At 54.4% G+C, this 20,896-nt stretch carries 20 protein-coding genes; 3 read left to right on the forward strand and 17 right to left on the reverse strand.

Annotated features, from left to right (window positions below):
- Nucleotides 1-11 precede the first annotated feature (11 nt).
- The 3 genes from VMF88_15740 to VMF88_15750 all read left to right on the forward strand — a co-directional run bounded on the left by VMF88_15740 (nucleotide 12) and on the right by VMF88_15750 (nucleotide 1,497).
- Nucleotides 12-365, forward strand: a complete 354-nt coding sequence (locus VMF88_15740; protein HTY12515.1) for a hypothetical protein — start codon at nucleotides 12-14, stop codon at nucleotides 363-365.
- 92 nt (nucleotides 366-457) lie between these two features.
- Nucleotides 458-724 carry a hypothetical protein gene (locus tag VMF88_15745; GenBank protein HTY12516.1) on the forward strand — a complete coding sequence of 89 codons (267 nt, stop codon included), beginning with the start codon at nucleotides 458-460 and terminating at the stop codon, nucleotides 722-724.
- A 29-nt stretch (nucleotides 725-753) separates the two neighbouring features.
- Nucleotides 754-1,497: a hypothetical protein gene (locus tag VMF88_15750; GenBank protein HTY12517.1), complete on the forward strand. Its 744-nt coding sequence runs from the start codon at nucleotides 754-756 to the stop codon at nucleotides 1,495-1,497.
- A 94-nt stretch (nucleotides 1,498-1,591) separates the two neighbouring features.
- On the opposite strand, the gene VMF88_15755 is transcribed toward VMF88_15750, so the two are convergent.
- The 17 genes from VMF88_15755 to VMF88_15835 form a co-directional block, all read right to left on the reverse strand.
- Entirely contained in the window at nucleotides 1,592-2,326 is a 735-nt protein-coding gene (locus VMF88_15755) for a hypothetical protein (GenBank protein HTY12518.1), read from the reverse strand.
- A gap of 255 nt (nucleotides 2,327-2,581) precedes the next feature.
- On the reverse strand, nucleotides 2,582-3,535 hold the full coding sequence (locus VMF88_15760; protein HTY12519.1) for a hypothetical protein: 954 nt from the start codon (nucleotides 3,533-3,535) through the stop codon (nucleotides 2,582-2,584).
- 21 nt (nucleotides 3,536-3,556) lie between these two features.
- Nucleotides 3,557-5,410 (reverse strand): aryl-sulfate sulfotransferase, encoded by a 1,854-nt coding sequence (locus VMF88_15765; protein HTY12520.1) that lies wholly within the window; start codon nucleotides 5,408-5,410, stop codon nucleotides 3,557-3,559.
- 198 nt (nucleotides 5,411-5,608) lie between these two features.
- Nucleotides 5,609-7,621, reverse strand: a complete 2,013-nt coding sequence (locus tag VMF88_15770; GenBank protein ID HTY12521.1) for a carboxypeptidase regulatory-like domain-containing protein — start codon at nucleotides 7,619-7,621, stop codon at nucleotides 5,609-5,611.
- A 201-nt stretch (nucleotides 7,622-7,822) separates the two neighbouring features.
- Complete coding sequence (locus VMF88_15775) at nucleotides 7,823-8,602, reverse strand: hypothetical protein (GenBank protein ID HTY12522.1); 780 nt, start codon at nucleotides 8,600-8,602, stop codon at nucleotides 7,823-7,825.
- Nucleotides 8,599-10,134: a serine/threonine-protein kinase gene (locus VMF88_15780; protein HTY12523.1), complete on the reverse strand. Its 1,536-nt coding sequence runs from the start codon at nucleotides 10,132-10,134 to the stop codon at nucleotides 8,599-8,601. The genes VMF88_15775 and VMF88_15780 overlap by 4 nt, the downstream gene beginning before the upstream one ends.
- Entirely contained in the window at nucleotides 10,135-11,613 is a 1,479-nt protein-coding gene (locus VMF88_15785; GenBank protein ID HTY12524.1) for a sigma 54-interacting transcriptional regulator, read from the reverse strand.
- A gap of 1 nt (nucleotide 11,614) precedes the next feature.
- Nucleotides 11,615-12,586 (reverse strand): carboxypeptidase-like regulatory domain-containing protein, encoded by a 972-nt coding sequence (locus VMF88_15790; GenBank protein HTY12525.1) that lies wholly within the window; start codon nucleotides 12,584-12,586, stop codon nucleotides 11,615-11,617.
- 111 nt (nucleotides 12,587-12,697) lie between these two features.
- The gene (locus tag VMF88_15795) at nucleotides 12,698-13,441 is read right to left on the reverse strand and encodes a ComF family protein (protein ID HTY12526.1); all 744 of its coding nucleotides are present in this window, start codon (nucleotides 13,439-13,441) and stop codon (nucleotides 12,698-12,700) included.
- 106 nt (nucleotides 13,442-13,547) lie between these two features.
- Nucleotides 13,548-15,563, reverse strand: a complete 2,016-nt coding sequence (gene uvrB, locus VMF88_15800) for an excinuclease ABC subunit UvrB (protein ID HTY12527.1) — start codon at nucleotides 15,561-15,563, stop codon at nucleotides 13,548-13,550.
- A gap of 14 nt (nucleotides 15,564-15,577) precedes the next feature.
- Entirely contained in the window at nucleotides 15,578-16,522 is a 945-nt protein-coding gene (locus tag VMF88_15805; GenBank protein HTY12528.1) for an L-threonylcarbamoyladenylate synthase, read from the reverse strand.
- 25 nt (nucleotides 16,523-16,547) lie between these two features.
- Nucleotides 16,548-16,943, reverse strand: coding sequence for a DUF2203 domain-containing protein (locus tag VMF88_15810; GenBank protein ID HTY12529.1), 396 nt, complete (start codon nucleotides 16,941-16,943; stop codon nucleotides 16,548-16,550).
- A gap of 36 nt (nucleotides 16,944-16,979) precedes the next feature.
- Complete coding sequence (locus VMF88_15815; protein ID HTY12530.1) at nucleotides 16,980-17,432, reverse strand: hypothetical protein; 453 nt, start codon at nucleotides 17,430-17,432, stop codon at nucleotides 16,980-16,982.
- 30 nt (nucleotides 17,433-17,462) lie between these two features.
- Nucleotides 17,463-17,612 carry a hypothetical protein gene (locus tag VMF88_15820; protein ID HTY12531.1) on the reverse strand — a complete coding sequence of 50 codons (150 nt, stop codon included), beginning with the start codon at nucleotides 17,610-17,612 and terminating at the stop codon, nucleotides 17,463-17,465.
- The gene (locus VMF88_15825) at nucleotides 17,609-18,937 is read right to left on the reverse strand and encodes an MFS transporter (GenBank protein ID HTY12532.1); all 1,329 of its coding nucleotides are present in this window, start codon (nucleotides 18,935-18,937) and stop codon (nucleotides 17,609-17,611) included. The genes VMF88_15820 and VMF88_15825 overlap by 4 nt, the downstream gene beginning before the upstream one ends.
- A gap of 18 nt (nucleotides 18,938-18,955) precedes the next feature.
- On the reverse strand, nucleotides 18,956-20,413 hold the full coding sequence (locus tag VMF88_15830; GenBank protein ID HTY12533.1) for an aminoacyl-histidine dipeptidase: 1,458 nt from the start codon (nucleotides 20,411-20,413) through the stop codon (nucleotides 18,956-18,958).
- A gap of 62 nt (nucleotides 20,414-20,475) precedes the next feature.
- Nucleotides 20,476-20,874, reverse strand: coding sequence for a PqqD family protein (locus VMF88_15835; protein ID HTY12534.1), 399 nt, complete (start codon nucleotides 20,872-20,874; stop codon nucleotides 20,476-20,478).
- Nucleotides 20,875-20,896: the final 22 nt, after the last annotated feature.

The raw sequence follows: 20,896 nt of genomic DNA on the forward strand, positions 1-20,896 counted from the left end.
CTACTCTCATCATGAAAAATTCCACATTCGATCGGTTTGCGGTCGCGGCTATTCTCTTTGCCTACCTGGGGACTGGCAATCTCAGTCCGATGAACCTTCTGGGACAATCGTTCTTTCTTAAGCTAGACGATTCCCGGTCGCTGCACAACGAACGAAGCATCAACCTTGATGAACGTCCTTATTGGACATCGCACAAACATATCACCTCGTCGGAACAATTTTCTACCGACCATCTGCTGACCGCGGCCGAACCGTGGGTGAGCGCCGCCGTTCCAAAACAGACCATTGAAATCCCGGCAGATGTCCCGCCGACGCCCGGACATATCCTCCCCCAAAGCCTCCTTCGAGCACCTCCCCTTTCATAGTCTTAGAATAATTTTCACTTACCATTCATGACGGCTGACGGAAGTAATGTTCGGCCGCAATGATTATTCATATTAATCCTGAGGAACTGATTATGAAAATACTCCGAAACATTTCGTTCGTTGTTTTTCTGGCGGGCGCGGCAGCAATGCTGCCCGGCTGCAGCAGCGGACCGAGCTCCGACGACCTGGCACAGCTCGACCAGCTGAAAACGGAAGTAGAATCGTTGAAAAAGGAGGTCGCGGCGAAAGAAGCCGAAAAGGAAACGCTCGAAACGCAGATCAAGCAAAAGAAGGATGAACTTGCAACCGCTGAAAACAACCAGAAGTTGACGCGGGAACGGCTTAACAGCCATCAATGAATCAAACCACATTCGACAAGGAGAGTACCATGAATTATAGAATTTTCTCTCTCTGTGCCCTCCTTCTTTGCGCCGCAGCCGTTACGCAGGCGGACGAGAAACTCTCGAAAGAAGAATGGCAGAGACAATTAACCGAATACACCTCCCAGCGCGACAATTTGAAGAATCAGCTCGCGAAATTGACAAAAGAGGTGGACGATCTTCGTTCCACACTCGCCAGCCTTGATAAACAAATTCAATCGGTCAGGAACGAAACGCTCGCGTTGACCGGAGCAAGCGACGCCGAACGGAAAGAGTTCGAACAAAACCTTCAGGACCTCGAACACCGTGTCGCAGCACTCCTTCCCCTTTCGAACCAGGACCTTTATGTCCGAAGGTTCGAAGTGGATACTTTGCAAAGCATCAAAGACCGGCTTATGAAAGAACGGATAGCCGCCGCCGAGCGTTATTATCTGCGGCTGCAAAATATTCAGAACAAGATCGACAACTTGCGGGCCACGATCGCAAGCGCAAAATCGGCCGCCGAATCGGAAGAACACTACGTTGTCCGTTCATGGTCAAAATACCGCGACTGTCTCTGGAATATTTCCAAAAAGAAAAAGATCTACGACAACCCGTTCCTCTGGCCGAAGATCTGGCAGGCGAACAGGGATCAGATCAAAGACCCCGATATTATTCGCGTCGGTGAACATCTGAAGATTCCCGCCCCTGCAGGGTTGACTACCGCGGAGAAGGATGCCGAGCGGGAGTACTGGAGCAAACGTCACACCTAAAAGCGGCGCCGGTCTCAGCGAGCCGATCAAATGACAAAGCCCTTCATCGGGAGGTTCCGATGAAGGGCTTTTTTAGTCGCTTGGCGGATTGCCGCTATTCTCGTTCGCGCTTCCGCGGGCGCTCAGACCTCTCCCGCCGCGCATTGTTCGACCGAATCCTCTCCCTATGCCCTGAGCGAAGGGCTCTCCGGGCAAACGGCGAACGGGACCGGTAATTCCTGGGATACGGCGCTCGATGAATGACCGATGCGCGTACCACCACCGTGACTCCGCTTCTATAGGCGGTATAGGGAACAGGGCGGTAAGGACGATAATACGCCGGATAGTATCCGTAATGGTATGGACTGTAGTACCACCGGTGAGGGTGCCACAAATAGACCCAGAGGACAACATCCGCGGGAGCCCAGACGCCGGTATAATAAGCTCCCGGACCGTAATACTCCGGCGCGCCGGAAACAATAACGTTTGCCGACTGATATCCCCGCTCTATTTCTACCGTTGCAATTTCATGCTCGGCTCCGGTACTGTCCATCACCGTCAGGGAAAATCCGCGCATGTTCCCTTTTCCGTATTCGGTCACCCGGATGTAATCGACCGTGCCGTCCCCGTTGACATCGAGGTTATTGACTCCCCCCGGCGCATTCAGCTTTTGTTCGATCTCCGCCGCGTTTTTGCTCTCCTTGACAATTTCCGTAACGGCCTGCAAGTCGAGTCCTGCCGCGGCCGGCGTAGACGTCGTTGTCACTGTTTCGTTTTGTGCCACACCCGGCTGCCGAACAATCAGGCACATGAATGTCAAAACAATGCTCCCTGTGAAAAATCCTCTCATGATATCTCCTGCTAATTTATGGAATGTAGATTCAACCCGCCTCGGTTATCACACCTCTTAGATTCATCAGATCAAGAAAAGTTTGATCATCGAGGGAAGAAACAAAAAGGGCTTGCCCAAAAACGGGTTCGCCCATTTGTCCATGCGCGCTTTTCACTGCAGGACCATCACGTCCGGAACAACCTCTTCCATCAGCAGTGAAGAAACCGCACTTGCATTTTACAAATTGCCGGCCTTCGACGCCTGGTTCTTTTACTACTTGATGACAACAAAACGGCGGTCGCCGTCGCGCATCACGACCAGATATTTTCGGCTGTCTTGCGTGAACTCCGTTGTACTGAATTCCGATACCGTCACCGAAAGGTCCGCCGTATAATTATAGTAATTCTGAAGCACTGAAGCCGGGATTACGCCCTTCCCCGAATTGCTTGCCAGGAGTATCGAATAGCCGGTATCGATTCCTTCGAACCCGTCGGCCTCTTCGTGAATTCCGGGGGGCACGCCCCCGTTCCTCATGCGGAAACCTGAACCGTCCGGACCGACGTCGATCATCGGCGTGACCCGAATGAGAACGCCGGCCACAGGGTTTCCCCCCGACCACGTGAGGGCAAGGTCGCTGTCCGGCATGACCTGTTGCCCGTTCGCAAGACCGGTAAGATTGATGAGGGCGGCAGGCGAGGTGATCGACACTTTCGTTGCAGGAAAGGACGATGAACCCGTCACATCAAATTCATAGCTTGTATTTGGAACAAACTCCACTCCCTGCCCCTGACTGCCAAACAAATGAGGGAACAAGGAATAGATCGCCCCTCCGAAGAAGTGCTGAAATCTCTGCAATTCAATCTGCCGGCCCGAATAATCGAGAAACACTGCGCCGATATCCTCCGCTCCATGCCAATAGCGGGGTTTGGCCGAAAGCGTATCGAAAACAACGGCCGACGCGTCGCCGGACCTCTCCGAGTCCTGATCAACCGGTCCTACAAAAGGATTCCAGCCGATCGAAAAGATACCGTCGCTGCTGTCGACGGGAACGCCGGCGAGATGCGCAGCAGAAACCTCGTCGATGACAATGGAACTGGTCACCGAACTCTGATCGCCGGCGGATTGGCCCGAATAATAATGTGGGTGCGTCGATTCCGTGCACCCCTGAAACTCGACGGCCCCGATCATCGCCGCCAAAGACAACAAGGAAAGTATTTTCTTATCCATAAGACCCTCCTGCGCAGTCGCTTATTTGAGCAGCACCATTTTCTTTGTTTCGGATCTTTGCGCGCTTTCGAGACGGTAATAATAAATACCGCTTGGGAGCGAGGAAGCGTTAAACGTTACACTCTGTTCGACCCCTCCCCGGACCACGCCGTCGACGAGCGTTGCGACGCGCTGCCCGAGAATGTTGTAGACTCGTAATGTCGCGACCCCCGTCGCCGGAAGGCTGAAGGAAATTATCGTGCTCGGATTGAACGGGTTAGGATAATTTTCGTTCAGCGTCATCGTCTGCGGAGTCCGGGCGATCGCATTATTGACAACTCCCGAAGTTGTGCCTCCGACATTCCACTGGAGCCTGTAGGCACGGTAGCTGACGATTTGGTCGGGCAGGCTCATCTCATAGACCTTGGTCCCATTGCTCGTCACTTCAGTCACCGCAACATTGCAGTCCCCCCATCCGATGAACGTATTTCCGTTCGGGAGACGCTGCACATACCCCATCGCACCGCTCACGTAATCGGGATTGTTCCGGTATTGCCAGACGAGCGTCGCAATTTTGTGCACTTGGTCGACTTGATACTCGAGAGCGCGCGAAAACGGCGGGTTGTGGAAATTTCCGTTGTCAAACATCGTAAAATCTCCGTTCGCGATCCGGCGAATGGCGTGCTGGTGGGAGTACCCGATCGTATCGTTGACAAACGTAAACTGATTGTTCTTCCCTCCCATTCTCCAAATGATATTTCCGGTCGACCGGTCGATTTTCGTGATCTCATCCAGGTGGCGTGAAGAGAGGATGATGTTGCTGTCGGCATCCAGCTCGATGGCATTGCTGTGAACGTAATCGACCGTCGCCGCCGTCAGGTCTTCGTGCGTGGCGTCAGTGATCTTAAAATGATCCCAGCTTCGCCATTGAAAAACGACATTCTTCGCCTTGTCAAGTTCCTGAAGAATAATCCCTATTACCTTCGCTGATGTGTTTCCGTTCGCAACGATCTTTGACATGTCAACATATTCATCGTCATCGCCGAGCAAAAGCGCATGGCCGTTTGGCAAAAGGCGGAGCTCGTGCACGTCAGTGACGTATCCGTTCCCGACTCCATAGCTGTTAACAATCGAATAAGTCGAGTCCAATTCATAAAACAACCACGGACCTTCGTCGAAATAAGTCAGATGTCCGTTCGGCTGGATGACAAAATCGATCGGCGTCGAAACCGGTTGTTGGTAGAAATATGGAGTGCCCGAATTTTCCAGGATCATGAGATACGGCGTCGCAGTGACACTCTGGGTCCAGGCAAAACTGCTCAAAAAAATATTCCCCGGTGACGTGGTGCTGTCGGTCGTGATCGTAAATGCGGGCAAGGTCGAATGAACCGATGAGTCGTTCGCAGCCAACGGATGGCTGGCCGATGATCGATGCGTCCCTGCCGGCAGTGCTCCTTCCCCTTCCAAACGCATTTTTTGGAGTGACGGCGGAAGCACTTTCGGCGTAATCATAAATGTAAACTGTGTCGGCAGGACTCCGCTTCCGTCCGTCACACGCAATCCCGCATTCAGGTTCACGGTGACAGCTTCCCCCTCCGTGAACGGAATCGCCGGGGCAAATATTACGGTCCTCCCGTCATCCGAAAGAACGAGCTTTCCGTCATGAATTCCGCTGACGGCGCCTGTCACGGTAATGATTCCGCTCGATGAAAGGCTAGATGGATCAATATTGCCCATCGTTCTGACGGCGATCGTTGTTTGGGGCATGTGCATTGACGATCCGGGAACCGGCGAGATGTATTCTATAGTGGAACTGCTTTGTTCCTGTGCAACAAGGTCTGCAACGAGCAACACGGTAAAAGCTGCAACACTCAATCCGTACCTAATTCTCTCCACTCTCTCTCCTCTCCAGCCGCCGATCGCTGCTGCGCTGTCCCGTTCAGCTCATCGTTGATGGAGCATCGGCATGATCAGGCGGCAATGTTTGTGCGATGAATTTTAACCGCGGTGCTCCCCTTCGCCAAGCGGTGACTTGTTTTTGACACCGCCTGGCATAAAGAGGTTTAGCCCATTTTCTTACGTTGAGGAAGCGACTTACTTCAGCAGCATCATTTTCTTCACTGCTTCAAACGTCCCGCTCTGGATCCTGTAAAAGTAGACGCCGCTGGCAAGCGATGAGGCGTTGAACGAGACCTCGTACGTTCCCGCGTTCTGTTCGCCGTCGACCAGTGTGGCAACCGCCTGGCCAAGAATATTGAACACCCTCACGACCACCTTTCCCGATACGGGGAGCGTGTAGCGAATTGTTGTCGACGGGTTGAACGGGTTCGGGTAATTCTGCTCGAGCGCGTATTGCACCGGCTGAACAGAAGAAGTCCCGCTCACCAGCGTCACAGAACTGACTGAGAGCGGCAGCGAAGCGTTCACCGGATTCCCCGAAGCATCGTACGACACGGAAGCGTTCCCCGATGCGCCGCCGTTATCGGTGTACCCGGTCCAGTCGGCGTTCACCGAGTAGGATCCGGGCGCAAGACCGGCGATGTCATAGTTCCCGGACTCGTCGGTGACCGCGAACCCGGCAACCGTGTTATTCTTCACAGCGTAAACAATAGCCCCCGCCATCGTCGGAGCTGTGCCCGACGTCAGGCTGAGCGTTCCTGTAATGTCGGCGAACCCGTTCATGAGCGCCGGAATCTGATGAACATAAATGTAAATACCGTCGACGGCATTCTGGTCGATCGCTACCCTTGTGGCTTTCTTCCATCGCGTGGTCAGAGTATCCTCTGAATAGAACGCCGGAGCGTAACTCCCAAGAGGAACGGCAAGAACAAAGTACGAACCGGGCAAGAGATTGTTGATCGTAAAATTCCCGAGGGAATCCGTGTCGACAACATACGACCGCGGCTCTTTGAATTTGTCGACCGTTAGCCATCGGTCGCGCGTCGCAATGATGCGGGCTGCCACTCCGACATTCAGCGAAGAGTCAAGAACGCTGCCAGAAATCGTTCCCGTTGCGATCGACGCCAACTGCGGCAGCACAAAATTGATTCCAGCGCTGTCTTTCTGCAGCACCAACGTCGTCGCGGCGAGAATGTCCGTCTGTCCGGGATAAAAGACCGTGCCGTATCCTGGAGCAGAGGCCAATGCGATGTACGCTCCTGCGGGAATCGTGAGCGAATAGCGGCCGAGTGAATCTGCTTTTGTCTGATACACTTCTGCCGAGTTCCCCTCCAGTCGAAAGTCGTCTCTCATCCCTTCTAAATCAAAATATTGCCGGAAATCGTCGATGCTCATGTTGCTGTTGAGCGCGAACCCGGCCCGAACAAAAAACACGTGCGTATTCCGGATGGCGAGGAGCGCCGAATCGGTGACAACCCCCGAAGCGGTGATCTTTATCTTTCTCGCCGGACCGCCGGTCAGGGTAAAATTCACCATCGTCACCGCGGGGCTATCGGCGATGGTGATCCTGTCGGCCGTCGCAGCGGACGTTTTACCGTCATACCACTGGCTCTCGTACTGGGGTGATGAAGAAATTGCGTGCAGCTTATAGGTTCCCGGATCGATTCTGTCGATCCGATAGTTGCCGTTGCTGTCCGTCCTGGCTCTGTAAGCATAGCAGCCGGGGAGGGCCGCGGTCGGATTGGCTGCCTGCAGGACTTCGATCGCAACATTGGGAATGCCGGCATTCAATGTGTCCGTAACTTTTCCCTGGACTATCCCGTTGCCGCCGGCGACGGCGACCACAAAATTCTGTTCAACAGCGATCGCCAGCGCGTGCGTGGTGAAGCGGACCACCGCGACCAATGAGATGGGATACCAGCCTCTCGCGGTCGGAGTCCAACGGACAACACCCGTTGCTGAATCGACGGTAAGGTCTGCCGGGTCCATGCGATCCGCCCTGTAGCGCACGACGGCGGTCGAGTCTTTCACGTCAAGATGAACAGTGTAAAGATATGGGATGCCAACCTGACCTGTCAAAGGAGGTTGTGAATCGAAATGGAACGGACTTGGAGGGGGGGGCGGCCCCAACTGCGAATCAGCAACCTGAACAAAAACTGCCGCGATGATGACCATCGCAATCGTCAAAACACTGTAGCGCTTTAACATACTGACTCCTGTAAATATTTAGTGATGGGGTCGGGATTGTTGATTTTCTTTTCATGCCAATTCGGGGAAAACAATGCATTCTTGTGTGGGAATGTCGTGCAACTGGAATGCCATCATTTATTCCCCATTTTTTGGCCAAATAGGAGGATTACAGATCGATCGGCATGCAAAACCTGCATACCCAAACGCACAGATTGCAGACTAGAAGCTGATGTTGAGGGCTAGGCTTGCGGAAGAGTTTAAAGAACTTTTCGGGGCCAATGAAAGAGAAATGGAACGTGTCCCGGTGAGAGCATCGATTTCGGAAGCAATATAGATGAGCGCAAAGGCTCCAAACGCATATTGCCCGGCTTTGTAATAATTATTGTAGGTTGAATATTTTGATTGGATCGCTGACGGTGTTGTTGCAGAAAGATAATCGCTGCGGGCCGAACTGCGAAGTGATTCGCATACAATCCCCCCGCCGAGAGCGGCAATTCCTCCTCCAAGGAAAAGGTAGCCCGATGTTGTCCGATTTTGGTGGAGCTGTTCCCATCCGGGAAAAACGATCGTTCGGAATGAAACTTCAGGAGCGCGGTCCGGATGAAGGACCGCGGCAGTGTCCGGCGAGAGTTTCTTCCGCTCATTCAACCGGTTTCTCGCTTCATCAAAAACGGCTAGGATCTTCGGCGATGTCAGAACCGGGTCGAGCTCGAATTGAGGATCAAGGGTCAGGATGACGTTGAAATGATCCAACGCCAGCGCCGGTTTCCCCTGGGCGACAAGCGAAAAGGCGATCCATTTTTCAGCAAGGCAGCGAATGGAATCGGAGATTCCGGCCTGTTCGGCGCAGCGGCGCGCTTCCACTTCAACATTCATATATGCGCCCGACTCGAACATCGATTCAATGAGGGCGAGCGTCGAATCGACGCTCTTCGGCTGCGAAAGAACCGGGGCGGCGATGAAAAAAGAAAACAAGAAAATACGGACGAGCTTCTTCATAATGGGAATGAGACCGAAAGACGGAGCGTATCGTGCGCGGCAATGGTTACTTCTCTGTGGATATCATTGAACGCAGGGTTATGAAAACGAATCTCATGTTTTCCGGAAGAAAGGACGATCGCCTTCGTCAGCGGAGTTGTATCGCGGTAGACATCATCGATGTAGACATCGGCCCACGGCGTCGCTGTGCAGCTCAGGAATCCCGCGCTCGTCAGAAAATCGCAATCGAGGCGAAGCGCTGTTTTCCCGCTGACGGTCACGGCTTTGATGACCGGCTCAAATGAAGGATGGGTAAAGACAACGGTATGAGAACCGGCCGACAGGGTCACCGGTTTATCAAAAGGGGTTTCGCCGATGAATTCACTGTCGATGTACACTTTAGCCCACGGCGTGCTCGTAATGGAGACCGATCCCGAGTCAACGTTCCTGCTCGCCGCATTCGCCAAAGGTCTTATGGATTGATCTTCCGTTGATGTTCTTTCTTTTCGCGGGGCGGTTGTTCCGGCGGAAGGCGTTATTGCAGGATTCGTCGCTGGCGTCGACCTCTTTGCCGCATCGATATTTGCTGCAATTGAGCTGTCATGTTGTGTACGGGAAGCGGGGGACGGATTGCGCGAGAAGGAATTGATCCCATTGATTCCGTAGAGAACGGCCGCCGCAACAACCAGAGCTGCAAGGACCGGAACTGGCTGAAGGAACCATTTCGGCCGCCGAACAGGGTTGGAAGGAGGACGAACGCTTGAACGATCATCATGAAACGCCGCCAGGGCTTCTCCCGCCGACCTGAACCGCTGCTCTTTGTCGGGATGCATCAGCCGCTTTACAAAGGAAATAAATTCGGCGGAAGAAATTTGAGCAAACCGATCGAGCATCTCTATTCTGAATGAGCTGACTTTGTTCAGACATTCCGCGTACGTCGTCCCTTCGAATAACCGCTCCCCGCAAAGCACTTCAATCACCGTCGCGCCGAGGGAGAACAGGTCCGCACGGGCATCCGGCTGCTCGCCGCGGATCTGCTCTGGCGCAAGATAGGCCGGGGTTCCGACCAAGATCCCTTCAGTCGTCATCGTGGAAGAAACGGCGAGACGGGCGAGGCCGAAATCGCTCACCTTGATCGTCCCGTTCGTCGCTACCATGATATTGCCGGGTTTGATGTCGCGGTGGATAATGCCCTGTGCATGGGCAACGCTGAGACCGCGAAGAACATGAAGGGCTGTTTTCGACGCAAGCGCAAACGTCCGTTCTGATCCCTCTTCGATCAGTTCCTTCAGCGATCTCCCGTCGACGAACTCCATCACGATGGCCGGCGCCCCTTCGACTTCCGTGAGGTCGTACACCTGGACGATATGTTCCGACCGGAGTGCGGCGCACGCCCTTGCTTCGCGCACGAACCGTTCCCGCAGTTGTTCGTCGTGCGCCAAATGCCTGTGCAAGACCTTGAGCAAGACGCGTCTGTGAAGGGTCTCATCGAACGCCCGAAAGACCCGCGTGGTACTGCTTTCGCTCACCGTCGCTTCAATCGTAAACGGCATTTATTCACCGCTCCATTTTTTCAGCCGGTATTGCAGCCATCGGAGGGAGACGCCGAGTTTTTCTGCTGTCCGTGTCCTGTTCCCCCCCATTTCGGCGAGCGTCGCTTCGATGATCTGGCGTTCGAAATCAGCCAGCGTCGCCGCGCTGCGTGTCATTGCTCCCCGGTCCGCGGCATCGAACATGAAATCTTCCTTTTTCAACTGGCTGCCGCTGCACAGCACGACGGCGCGCTCGATGACATTTTGAAATTCCCGAACATTCCCCGACCATTGATTCGCCAGCAGCAACTGCATGGCGTCGGGATGAATGTTCTCGACAGGGCGCTTGTAGGCCTCTGCTGCCCGGCGTACAAAATGCGACGCAAGGAGCGGAATATCTTCCTTTCTTTCGCGAAGGGGGGGAAGATGGATCCGCACGACATTGAGCCGGAAGTACAGGTCCTCGCGCAATCGTCCCCCTTTGACCTCCTCAAGCATATCGCGGTTGGTTGCGGCAATAATGCGTATGTTCGCCGTCCGATTTTTCGTATCGCCGACGCGACGGTATTCCTTTTCCTGAAGAAGGCGGAGAATTTTCGGCTGAAGCTGCAGCGGAAGATCGGCAACTTCGTCAAGAAATAACGTCCCCCCCTCGGCCACTTCGACCAGCCCTTTCTTGTCGGACGAGGCGCCGGTGAATGCCCCTTTCACGTAGCCGAATAATTCGCTTTCCAACAATTGTTCGGGGATCGCAGAACAGTTCACCGTCACAAACGGCTTGCCGCTGCGCAATCCGCCGTCGTGAACGGCGCGCGCAATAAGCTCCTTGCCGGTTCCGCTCTCTCCTGTGATGAGCACGGCCGCATCGACATCGAGAACGCGCTTGGTGATGGCGAGAACGCGCTTCCAGGCCTCGCTTTTGCCGACCATCGACGTGAACAGGCGGGCAGAATCGACTTCGCTGCGAAGGCGTTCGTTTTCATCCCGCAGCGACGCATACCGTTGCGCGTTTTCGATCGCAATGGCCGCAAGGTGTCCGAAGACACTAAGAAATTTAAGCGACTCATCGGTAAAGGCTTTGCGCGAAACGCTGCTGTCCAGATAGATCACTCCCGTTACCTTCTCGCCCGCCCTTAAGGGGATGCAGATGATTGAGAGGATCTTTTGCGCGGCGATACTCCTCGACGATTCGAACCGTTCGTCGCTGAGGGCATCGAAGGTGAGCACCGGATTTCCGGATGAAAACACCTGTTGAATGACCGACGATGAGGCTGCAAACTCATCGCTGGAATCCTTCGACCCGAAATTCTTCGCCGCAACGGCCGAAAAACCGCGCTCGTTCTTTTCATCGACCAGAAGGATGGATCCGCGTTCGGCGTTCAGATGAGCCGTCGCTGCCTCGAGTATTTTCTCGAGCAGCGCAACAGGCTCAAGGATCGAGTTGATGCTCTTCGTGATCTCGCAGAGCGCTTCAAAATTATTTTTCGGCTCTTTTGACACGCTATTTCACCACAAACGATGATTCTTTTGAACGGCTATAGTTGCCAAAGTCGTCCACCACGGCGATCGTCCACACATAATTCCCCGCCTGCAGCGGCTGCGTGGTGCTGTCGCTCGGGAACTGCAATTGCTGGTAGATGGAGCCATAACCGCTGTACGTCCACCACACCTGTTCCGTTCCCGAGTTCACAAGAGAGATGACAAGTGTATATGAAAAATTGTACGTCACATTCGGGGGTGTCCACTTGAGCATCGGCAGCGATCCGGTCGTATCATTGTTCAGCGACGACGGATAGACCGGCGTTGCCTCGTCTTCGATGATACGCGTTACGTAGAACGGGCTGCCGACCCCGAGCGCGCGGGAACGGTCCGTCGATTCGATCGTCAGCGGTTTTCCGACAAGCCATTGAATTGTGTTGGTCGGGAAACTGTATTTATAGATCGTCGTCTGGAACATGTTTGTTGTCGGGGAATAGACCATGACAAATCGTGTCGAGTCCACGACAAACCAGACCGAATCGACGTCTTCAATTCCGTTCGGGTCCGAAACGGAAGCGGAGACGTCGACAAAATATTGAGGACTTGGGTAGTACTGGTCGATCTTCCTGGTCAGGATGCGTTGGGAAACGATGTACGGATAACCGTTGAGACCGAAAGAAATTTGTTGCGGCGATCCCGCTTGAAGGACGATCTTCGAAGTGTCGGGGGCAAAGCCTGTTTTCGTGCAGACGAACGTCAGCGAACCGACATCGATCTTGGTGAACTGGAAAACGCCGTTCGAATCGGTAAGGACGGAAAGGCCGTTTTCAACACATGTCACTCTCGCCTGACCGACCGGAGAGTTTTGGTCAAGCACATACACGTTTCCGCCCACCATCGCATTCCCCTGGTACCGGGGCGACTGAGGATCAAGCGGATTGTCCCTCGGCGCGTCGGAACAAGCGCAAAGGAGCAGGGAAAGGCTGATGACCATTGAGCATGCTGATTTCATTAATTCAAATATATGCTTTAATGCGCTTATAAATCAAGGAGTTGCGACACCTCGTAATCTTTGCATTGGTTGCTCAAAATGTGTTGACTGTCGTCATGCGTCGTGATTTTTCTCCAGCTTTGCCAGCCCTGCGGAAGCAGCGATGATTTTCGCGGCTCCTGCCTCTTTCAACAATTTTGCCATTGCTTGAATCGTAGAACCGGTCGTGATAACGTCGTCCACGACCATCAAGGTTTTCCCGCTTATCCATCCTTTTTTCCGGGGATGGATGGTGAAAGCTCCGCCGACATTTTGCTTTCGTTCTTCGGCGGTGAGGTGTGTCTGCGAGACAGTATACTTCGACCTTGTTACCAGCGAAAGCATGACCGGCCTGCCGATCGTCTGGGAGATCCCTTTGCAGATGAACTCGCTTTGGTTATAGCCGCGCTCTCTCTGTTTCAACTTGTGAAGAGGTACGGCAATGATCCCATCTATCGAAGATTCATCGAGATGTTCCTGGATCGCTTTTCCGAGATGGCTGCCGAGCTCAGCGCCGAACCGGGTCACGGCATTATATTTCAACGAATGCACGAGCTGCTGGAAAACGCCTTGCTCTTCGAAATAATAGCATGAGATGAAATCGTCGACTGAGCCTTCTGCGGAGAAACGCTCGCGGAGAACCTGGACGGTCTCGTCCTCCGGGCCGACGCGTTCGATCGAACGCCAGCAGGCGCTGCATATCCGCGATTCGGTTTCGGCGAGGCGGGCATTGCATGAGAAACACAGCGGCGGGAAAATAAATTCTTTTGCGGGCGCTCCGATTGCACGAAGCAGCGCACGGAATGATGTTCCCCCCATACCATCCTGCTTTCTTTTACCGCAAAGGCGCCAAGACTCTGCGAGAGAGACGATAGTTACCCTAGCTCGGCGAGTATTTCGTGCCTTGGTGTCCTCGCGGCGCCAATTATTTTTTCCCCTCCGACAACCGTCGGATTTCGTCGCGCAGCTGTGCGGCTCGTTCGAATTCCAGGTCCTGCGATGCCTTTGCCATCTCTTTTTTCAATTCCTCCAGCAAATCGGCTTTCTGGTCGGGCGTAAGATATTTCACGATGGAATCCGCGACGAGCGGAAGCGTTTCGCGTTCCTTCCGGGCATCGCGAGCCGATTTCACATCCGCCACCGCCGTCGATGCCATCACTTCATCGTACGACTTATAGATCGTTTTGGGAGTGATATGATGTTCCTTGTTGAAGCTGATCTGTTTTTCACGCCGGCGTTCCGTTTCGCCGATCATCCGCTTCATCGAATCGGTGATCTTGTCGGCGTACATCACCACTTTGCCGTTGACATTCCGCGCGGTTCTGCCGGCCGTTTGAATCAATGAACGCTCCGAGCGGAGAAACCCTTCCTTATCGGCATCCAAAATCGCGACCATTGAGACTTCCGGAAGGTCCAATCCTTCGCGGAGCAAATTGACGCCGATAAGGACGTCGAAATTCCCCAGCCGAAGGTTGCGCAGGATCTCAACACGCTGAAGGGCATCGATCTCGGAGTGGATGTATTCGACACGGATGCCGATATCGGCGAGGTATTCTGTCAGGTCTTCGGCCATTCGTTTGGTCAGCGTCGTCACGAGGATCCTTTCTTTTGCCGCCGCCCGCTTCCGGATCTCGGCGGTAAGGTCGTCGATCTGATTTTTAACCGGCCGGATCTCCACTTCGGGATCGACGAGCCCGGTCGGACGGATCACCTGCTCGACGAACGCCCCCTTGCATTTTTCCATTTCATACGGCCCCGGCGTGGCGCTGACAAAGATCACCTGGTTGACCATCTGTTCCCATTCGTCGAACTTGAGAGGGCGGTTATCGAGCGCCGACGGAAGGCGGAATCCGTACTTCACCAGGGTCTCTTTCCGCGACCGGTCGCCGAAATACATGCCGCCGATCTGCGGGACGGTGACGTGAGATTCGTCGATCACCAGCAGAAAATCCTTCGGAAAATAGTCGAACAGGCAGTACGGCCGGGAACCCGGGGGGCGCCCCGCGAGGTGGCGCGAATAATTCTCGATGCCGCTGCAATAGCCGACCTCCCGCATCATTTCAATGTCGAAGCGGGTCCGCTGCTCCAGCCGCTGGGCTTCCAGCAGCAGATTCTGCGAGCGCATTTCCTCGAGACACTCGTGCATCTCGATCTCGATGGCCTTGATCCCCCGTTCCAGCGATTCGCGCGTCGTGACGAACTGCTTGGCCGGATAGATCACCTCGTACTCGACCTCGCCGATGATCGAGCCGTCCATTTTATCGATGCACGAAATCTTTTCGATGACGTCGCCGAAAAATTCGATCCGGATCGCTTCTTCGTTTTCATACGCCGGGATCACTTCGACGACATCGCCGCGGACGCGGAACGTGCCCCGCGAAAACTCATAATCGTTGCGCGCATAGTAGATGTCGAGAAGCTTCCTCAGCAGCGCGTTCCGCTCGATCCGCTCCCCTTTCTTCACGACCACCATCATCTTCATCCACTCGTCGGGCGCGCCGATGCCGTAAATGCAGCTGACCGACGCCACCACGATCACGTTCGGCTCCCCGCTGAGCAGGGCGCTTGTCGCCCGCAGCCGCAAGCGGTCGATCTCATCGTTCACCGATGAGTCTTTTTGGATGTACGTGTCGGTCGTCGGCACGTACGCCTCCGGCTGGTAATAATCATAGTAGGAAATGAAGAACTCGACATGATCTTTTGGAAAGAAGCTCTTGAACTCCGCATACAGCTGCGCTGCAAGCGTTTTGTTATGGGACATGATCAACACGGGTTTGTTAACCTGCGTGATCACGTTGGAAATTGTGAACGTTTTTCCGCTCCCGGTGACGCCAAGGAGCGTTTGATACTTGTCGCCGCGGCGCAGTCCTTCGGTCAGCTGCCGTATCGCCTCGGGCTGGTCGCCTTCCGGCTTGTAATCAGAAGAAAGTTGGAATGGCATCGGTTGAAAATTACTTAGTGTGCGGCGCGCGTAATTCTGTCCATTAGAGCGAGCCCGAGTCCTGACGGTTCGACCGCCTGGCAGTAAATCTTCGAAACTCCCGCGGCATCGCAGAGGCGGAAAAAATAAAAGAGCTCGTGGGCGTAGGCATTGACGTTCGGGAGAATCCGGTGGAAACGGAATCGCCGGGCGTTGATCAATGCTCCCGTGCCGATAAACGCCGCATTCGTTGTCGGGCCGATCTCCGCTGCGTCTGCCACGATAATAACGCGCGCCCGGGGAGAATAGTGCCGGTATTTCGTTCCGGGGCTTTTGGCCGCCTTTGCGGACCGGGGAATCGCAATCCGCGTCGACGGAATAATTTCCCGCAATTGTTCCAGCGTCACTGCACCGGAACGAAGGACCTCGGGAACTGCGCCCGTGCAATCAACAACCGTCGATTCCAACCCAACGGACGTTTGTCCCCCTTTTAAGATGCAGCTGATCCGGCCATCCAGGTCGAACGAGACGCTTCGCCATGTCGTCGAGCTCGGCGAGCCGGAAAGATTTGCCGACGGAGCCGCCACCGGGACTCCGCACGCCTTCAAAAATGCATGGGCGACGGGATGACGAGGCATGCGGATGCCCACTGTCGATAAGCCGGCCGTCGCTGCGCGCGGAACTGCACGCTGCTTCGGCACAATGACCGTCAGCGGCCCGGGAAAAAATCGCTGAATCAACTTCTCGGCGGAATGGGGGATTCTGCGGGCAAGCAATTCTATCTCTTCAATGCGAGCCACGTGAACAATGAACGGGTTGTCGGCGGGACGTTTCTTGGCGGCGAAGATCTTCCGCAGCGCCTGCTCGTCAAAGACATTCGCACCGAGCCCGTACACCGTTTCGGTCGGAAATGCAACAATTTCCCCCTGCCTGATGAATACCGCAGCTTTCCGGGGAGACTCGGTGTGGACTGTTCTCATCGTTTCGCCTCTGCCTGCGCATTTCTCAGAGCTCTTGAACCGGACGGCGGCCGGCAAATCCGTCATCGATCATATGCCAGAACAAAATATCGTCTTCGCCGAGCAAAAAGCAGAGGTACACTTCCTCTCCGTTCGCGCGGATATGAGGGAAATCGATCAACCCCTGGTCGAGCCCCTTCACCTGGATGCCGTCGTCCGAAAGCAATTTCACGATCTCGACCAAACGCTCGAGCTCTTTCGGATAATAGCGTTCGCCGTTCGGCCCCGTGCCGCCGAAATACGTGTGGCGGTAGGCGTCGAACCCCTTTTCGTTCAGCGCTTTTTTGAGGCCCGCCATTTCTTTGATGAGCGGAAGGATCGCCATCAATTTCGTGCGGGCTTCGTTAAGGGTGAAATGTTTCGGATGAAGTAATGTTCCCATCGCGTTCCGGGCCTCGGCGCGGCGTCTGCACTCCGCCTAGCTTTCTTTTCCGCCTGTCCGTGCAACGTTGAGAAACGCGTCGCGGACAAATTCCGCCGCGTTGGCCGCGAACGACTCCGGCACCGACCGCTGGAGCTGTTCGTAGGTGATCGGCGTGCCCCCCGCGGAGATACTGAGATTGGGGTTGATGATGATCATGCGCGCCGCTCCCGCACATTTCAGCAGAACGCTCGCCTTCGAGGTGGGAAAGGTCGCTTCAATGATCGGCTGGACGACGATTGGCACGTTCAGGACGCCCATCGCCTCGATGCCGTCGCACTGGACTTCGATGTTCTGCGCTTTAAGGAACTGGAGCTGCTCGAGAATAATTCGGGAGGTAATCGCGGCAATGTCGTTCGCGACGAGGGAAAGTTTGATCTGTTCGGTCTTGAATTTGTTCCATTCCTTGACCGTTCCTGCCAGGATCGCTTTTGTTGAATCGGATATCATCGAGATCTCCTTGTGTGTAATGTCGAATTTCTAATGACGATTGACGAATTGAAAAATCGCTTTCAGGTCTCCGTTGAATGACGTATGCGATTGCCTGATGACAAATGTAAAGCCGGCACTCGGTTTTTTCTTAGCCGTGATGCGCGACGACGTCGGAATGGCATTCACTTCATTCTTCATTTCGTCTTGATCGTTTCCAATCCATGCGCATTTGCCCCGGTCTCGCTTTTCCGCAGAAGGAGAGCAAAGACCAGTCCGATAATTCCGAGGAGAGAAAACATGATCATGCTTGCGGTATATGCCTGCGTTGAATCCCTCAGAAGTCCGTTCAACCAGGGAAAGAGCGCCAGGCCGAAATTCTGGATCATCGTCGTCAAGCCGAACGCCGTCCCTACGCGGTTCTCCTCGACGATGAGCGGAATCGAGGGCCACATTGCGGCCGGAACCATGACGAACGCTCCGCCGAGAATGATCATCGGAAATGCCGGCGGGATCATGGTGAATGCCATCGACAAAAATGCCGGGATCATGAACACTGAGCCGATGACCATCACTGTCGCACGCCGTCCGAAACGGTCGACCCATTGGCCGAAGAAGGGGGCGAAGACCATCGAGGCAAAAATGATGATCGTCGTCGTGCCGCCGGCGGTGCTGAACATATGGATGACGTTGTAGAAGACCTGATAGAGAAATCCCCCTTCAGCGCCCGCCGTCATCGGGATTCCCCATTTGGAATTGAAAAAATCCGTCGACAGGGCGGTGAACGGAAAGATCGCTGAATAGAACGTCACGCAAAGGAGCGTCACATACCAATACGAAGGGTTGAATTTCTTCACGTCGGCAAGCACGATCTTGTCCCCGCCCCCTTCTTCCTTCAGTCCGAGGACTTTCTCCCCCCTTTTATCGAGCAAAATGAAGAGTAAATTCGCGCCGACCGAGATTGCGCAAAACACCACCGCCGCCCAGAGGGCCGTTTTATAGTTGTTGAAATACTCGGCGATCAGCGCCTCGGTGTTGAAGCTAAAGAGGGTGCCGAGGCGGCTTACGGTCAATCCGACTCCGAATGAAAACGCCAGCTCTTTTCCTTTGAACCACCGTGTGAAAATAGCGCTCTGGGCGACGACCAGCGATTCGGAGCCCCATCCAAAGATGAATCGTCCGCCGTTGAGGATCCAGATATTCGGCGCTACGGCGACAATGGCGGCGCCGATCGTCACGAGGAGCGAGAAAAGAAGGCTTGCCCTTCGTGTGCCGATCTTGTCGATGAGCAATCCGCCGATAAAGACGGAGAGAATCGCCGCAACGCTGTACAGCGTGTACATCTGGCCGATGGCTTCGCGCCCGACTCCCAGGGCGGCGATCAGCGTCGGAGCGATCGCCCCGACGCTGTCGTACGCGAAATAGCTCCCGAACGTCAGCAAGCTGACGGTCAAAAGGACGACGTAACGGTACGGCCTCTGAGACGGATGCCAAAAAGAATGAGTTGTTGAGGGTTGTTCATCCATTGTGTTGTCGTTTTTCTTTCAATGTACATTTTTCAAAATGCCGAGAAGGAAATTCCAGAATCTCTCGACCGTGTCGATGTAAATTTTTTCATCGGGGGAATGGACCCCTTCGAGCGTCGGTCCGAACGAAACCATGTCCATCCCCGGAAATTTCTCGCCGATGATGCCGCATTCGAGCCCTGCATGGATCGCTTTGACCTCCGGTTCTTTTCCGTACAAAGACTGGTATGTCGATTTCGCGACCTTCAAGATCTGCGAATCGAGGTTCGGTTTCCATCCGGGATATCCTTCTGCGCGCACGACCTTTGCCCCGCCCAGCTCAAAGACCGCCGCCACAGTTTGGAGGATCTCGTCGATCTCGGAGGCAACGGAGCTTCGCTGGCTCGTCGTCACGACGATCTTGTTCTTCTCCGTCCGGATGATCGCAACGTTGGTGGAAGTCTCGACAAGTCCGGGGATATCCGCGCTCATCTTTACGACGCCGTGCGGCAATGCCGAGATCGTTTGCGTCAATATCTTCAATTGATTCTTCTTGATGACCTTTCCTTTCTTCTTGACTTCCGCGCTTTGCAGCGACACCGATAAGTCCGGTTCAGCCGTCGCCAGTTCTCCCTTGATGATCGAATTCCACTGCTCAACGATCGCCTGGGCTTTCTTGACGCTCTTCTTGGGGATGTAGATCAGCGCTTCGGATTCGCGCGGAATCGCATTGCTTTTATTTCCCCCTTCGATCAACGAAAGACGCGCATCAACCTTCTCCAAAGCGATGAGTACGCGGTTGAGAATTTTGATCGAATTGCCCCTCCCTTTGTCGATCTCCAACCCCGAGTGCCCTCCCCGGAGACCCTTGACATGAAGCGCAAAAGGAAGCGAATCGCCCGGGGCGCTTTTGAAACTCACGCTCCATGTCCCTACCGTGTTTCGCCCCCCCGAGCAGCCGACGTATAAGGCTCCTTCTTCCTCGGAATCGAGGTTCATTAATGTTTTACTCTCAAGCTGGCCGGCTTTCAAATTATTCGCGCCGGTGAGTCCGGTTTCTTCGTCGATGGTAAAGAGAAACTCTAAAGGGCCATGGACGAGGGATCTGTCTTCCATGATCGCAAGGTTCGTCGCCACAGCGATGCCGTTGTCCGCGCCGAGGGTCGTTCCGTTCGCCATAATGACATTCCCCTTGCGGACGAGCTCGATCGGATCCTTCTCAAAATCGTGCACGGTCTCTTTGTTCTTCTCGCAGACCATATCGAGATGCCCCTGAAGGCAAAGGCTCGCGACATTCTCGCGCCCGGGAGACGCCGGCTTTTTGACGACGACGTTCATGAATTTATCCTGCTTCGCTTCAAGGCCCAGGTTCTTCGCCGTCTGAACGACATACGCGGAAATCTGCTTTTCGTTTTTCGAGCCGCGCGGAATTTTGCTGATCTCGGCAAAATATTTCCACACCAGCTCCGGTTTCAATCCTTCAATTGCGGTGGACATTGTCGTATCCTTTCATTGTAGAGTACAGTTTTTCACAAACACACAAAGCGCCAACGAGGGTGTTATCCTTTGTCTCGTTCAACGGTTTTTTCCGCTACCATTGTATCCTTCGAATGCCCTTCGATCAACAACGATCCAGACTCATCAAGTCGTCGGATGAACATGCCGATGCGCTCATAGAGCGGGTCGAGCTCTTCGCCGAAATGCCCGCTCATCCGGCTGCCGATCTCGCTGACCGTCGCAGTTCCGTCGCAGGCATTCCAAAGATAACTCCCATATTTGTCGAGTTTTAACCGGATCTCGGGTCTGGCCAGCATCGGAACGAACCAGCGGACCATCCACCGGTTCTGAAATTTCGGAATAAACAACGTGACCAGCCCGTCCTCGGCCGCCTCCGACCGTGCGTTCCGCATCGGCTTCAGGTCCAAAAGATTCAGCGGCCGGCCGGTCTCGGATTTCAAGTTATTCGCTCCCGATCCTGGA

The organism is Bacteroidota bacterium (assembly GCA_035506275.1).
In the GTDB taxonomy this organism is placed as follows: Bacteria; Bacteroidota; Ignavibacteria; order UBA10030; family UBA8401; genus JAGVPT01.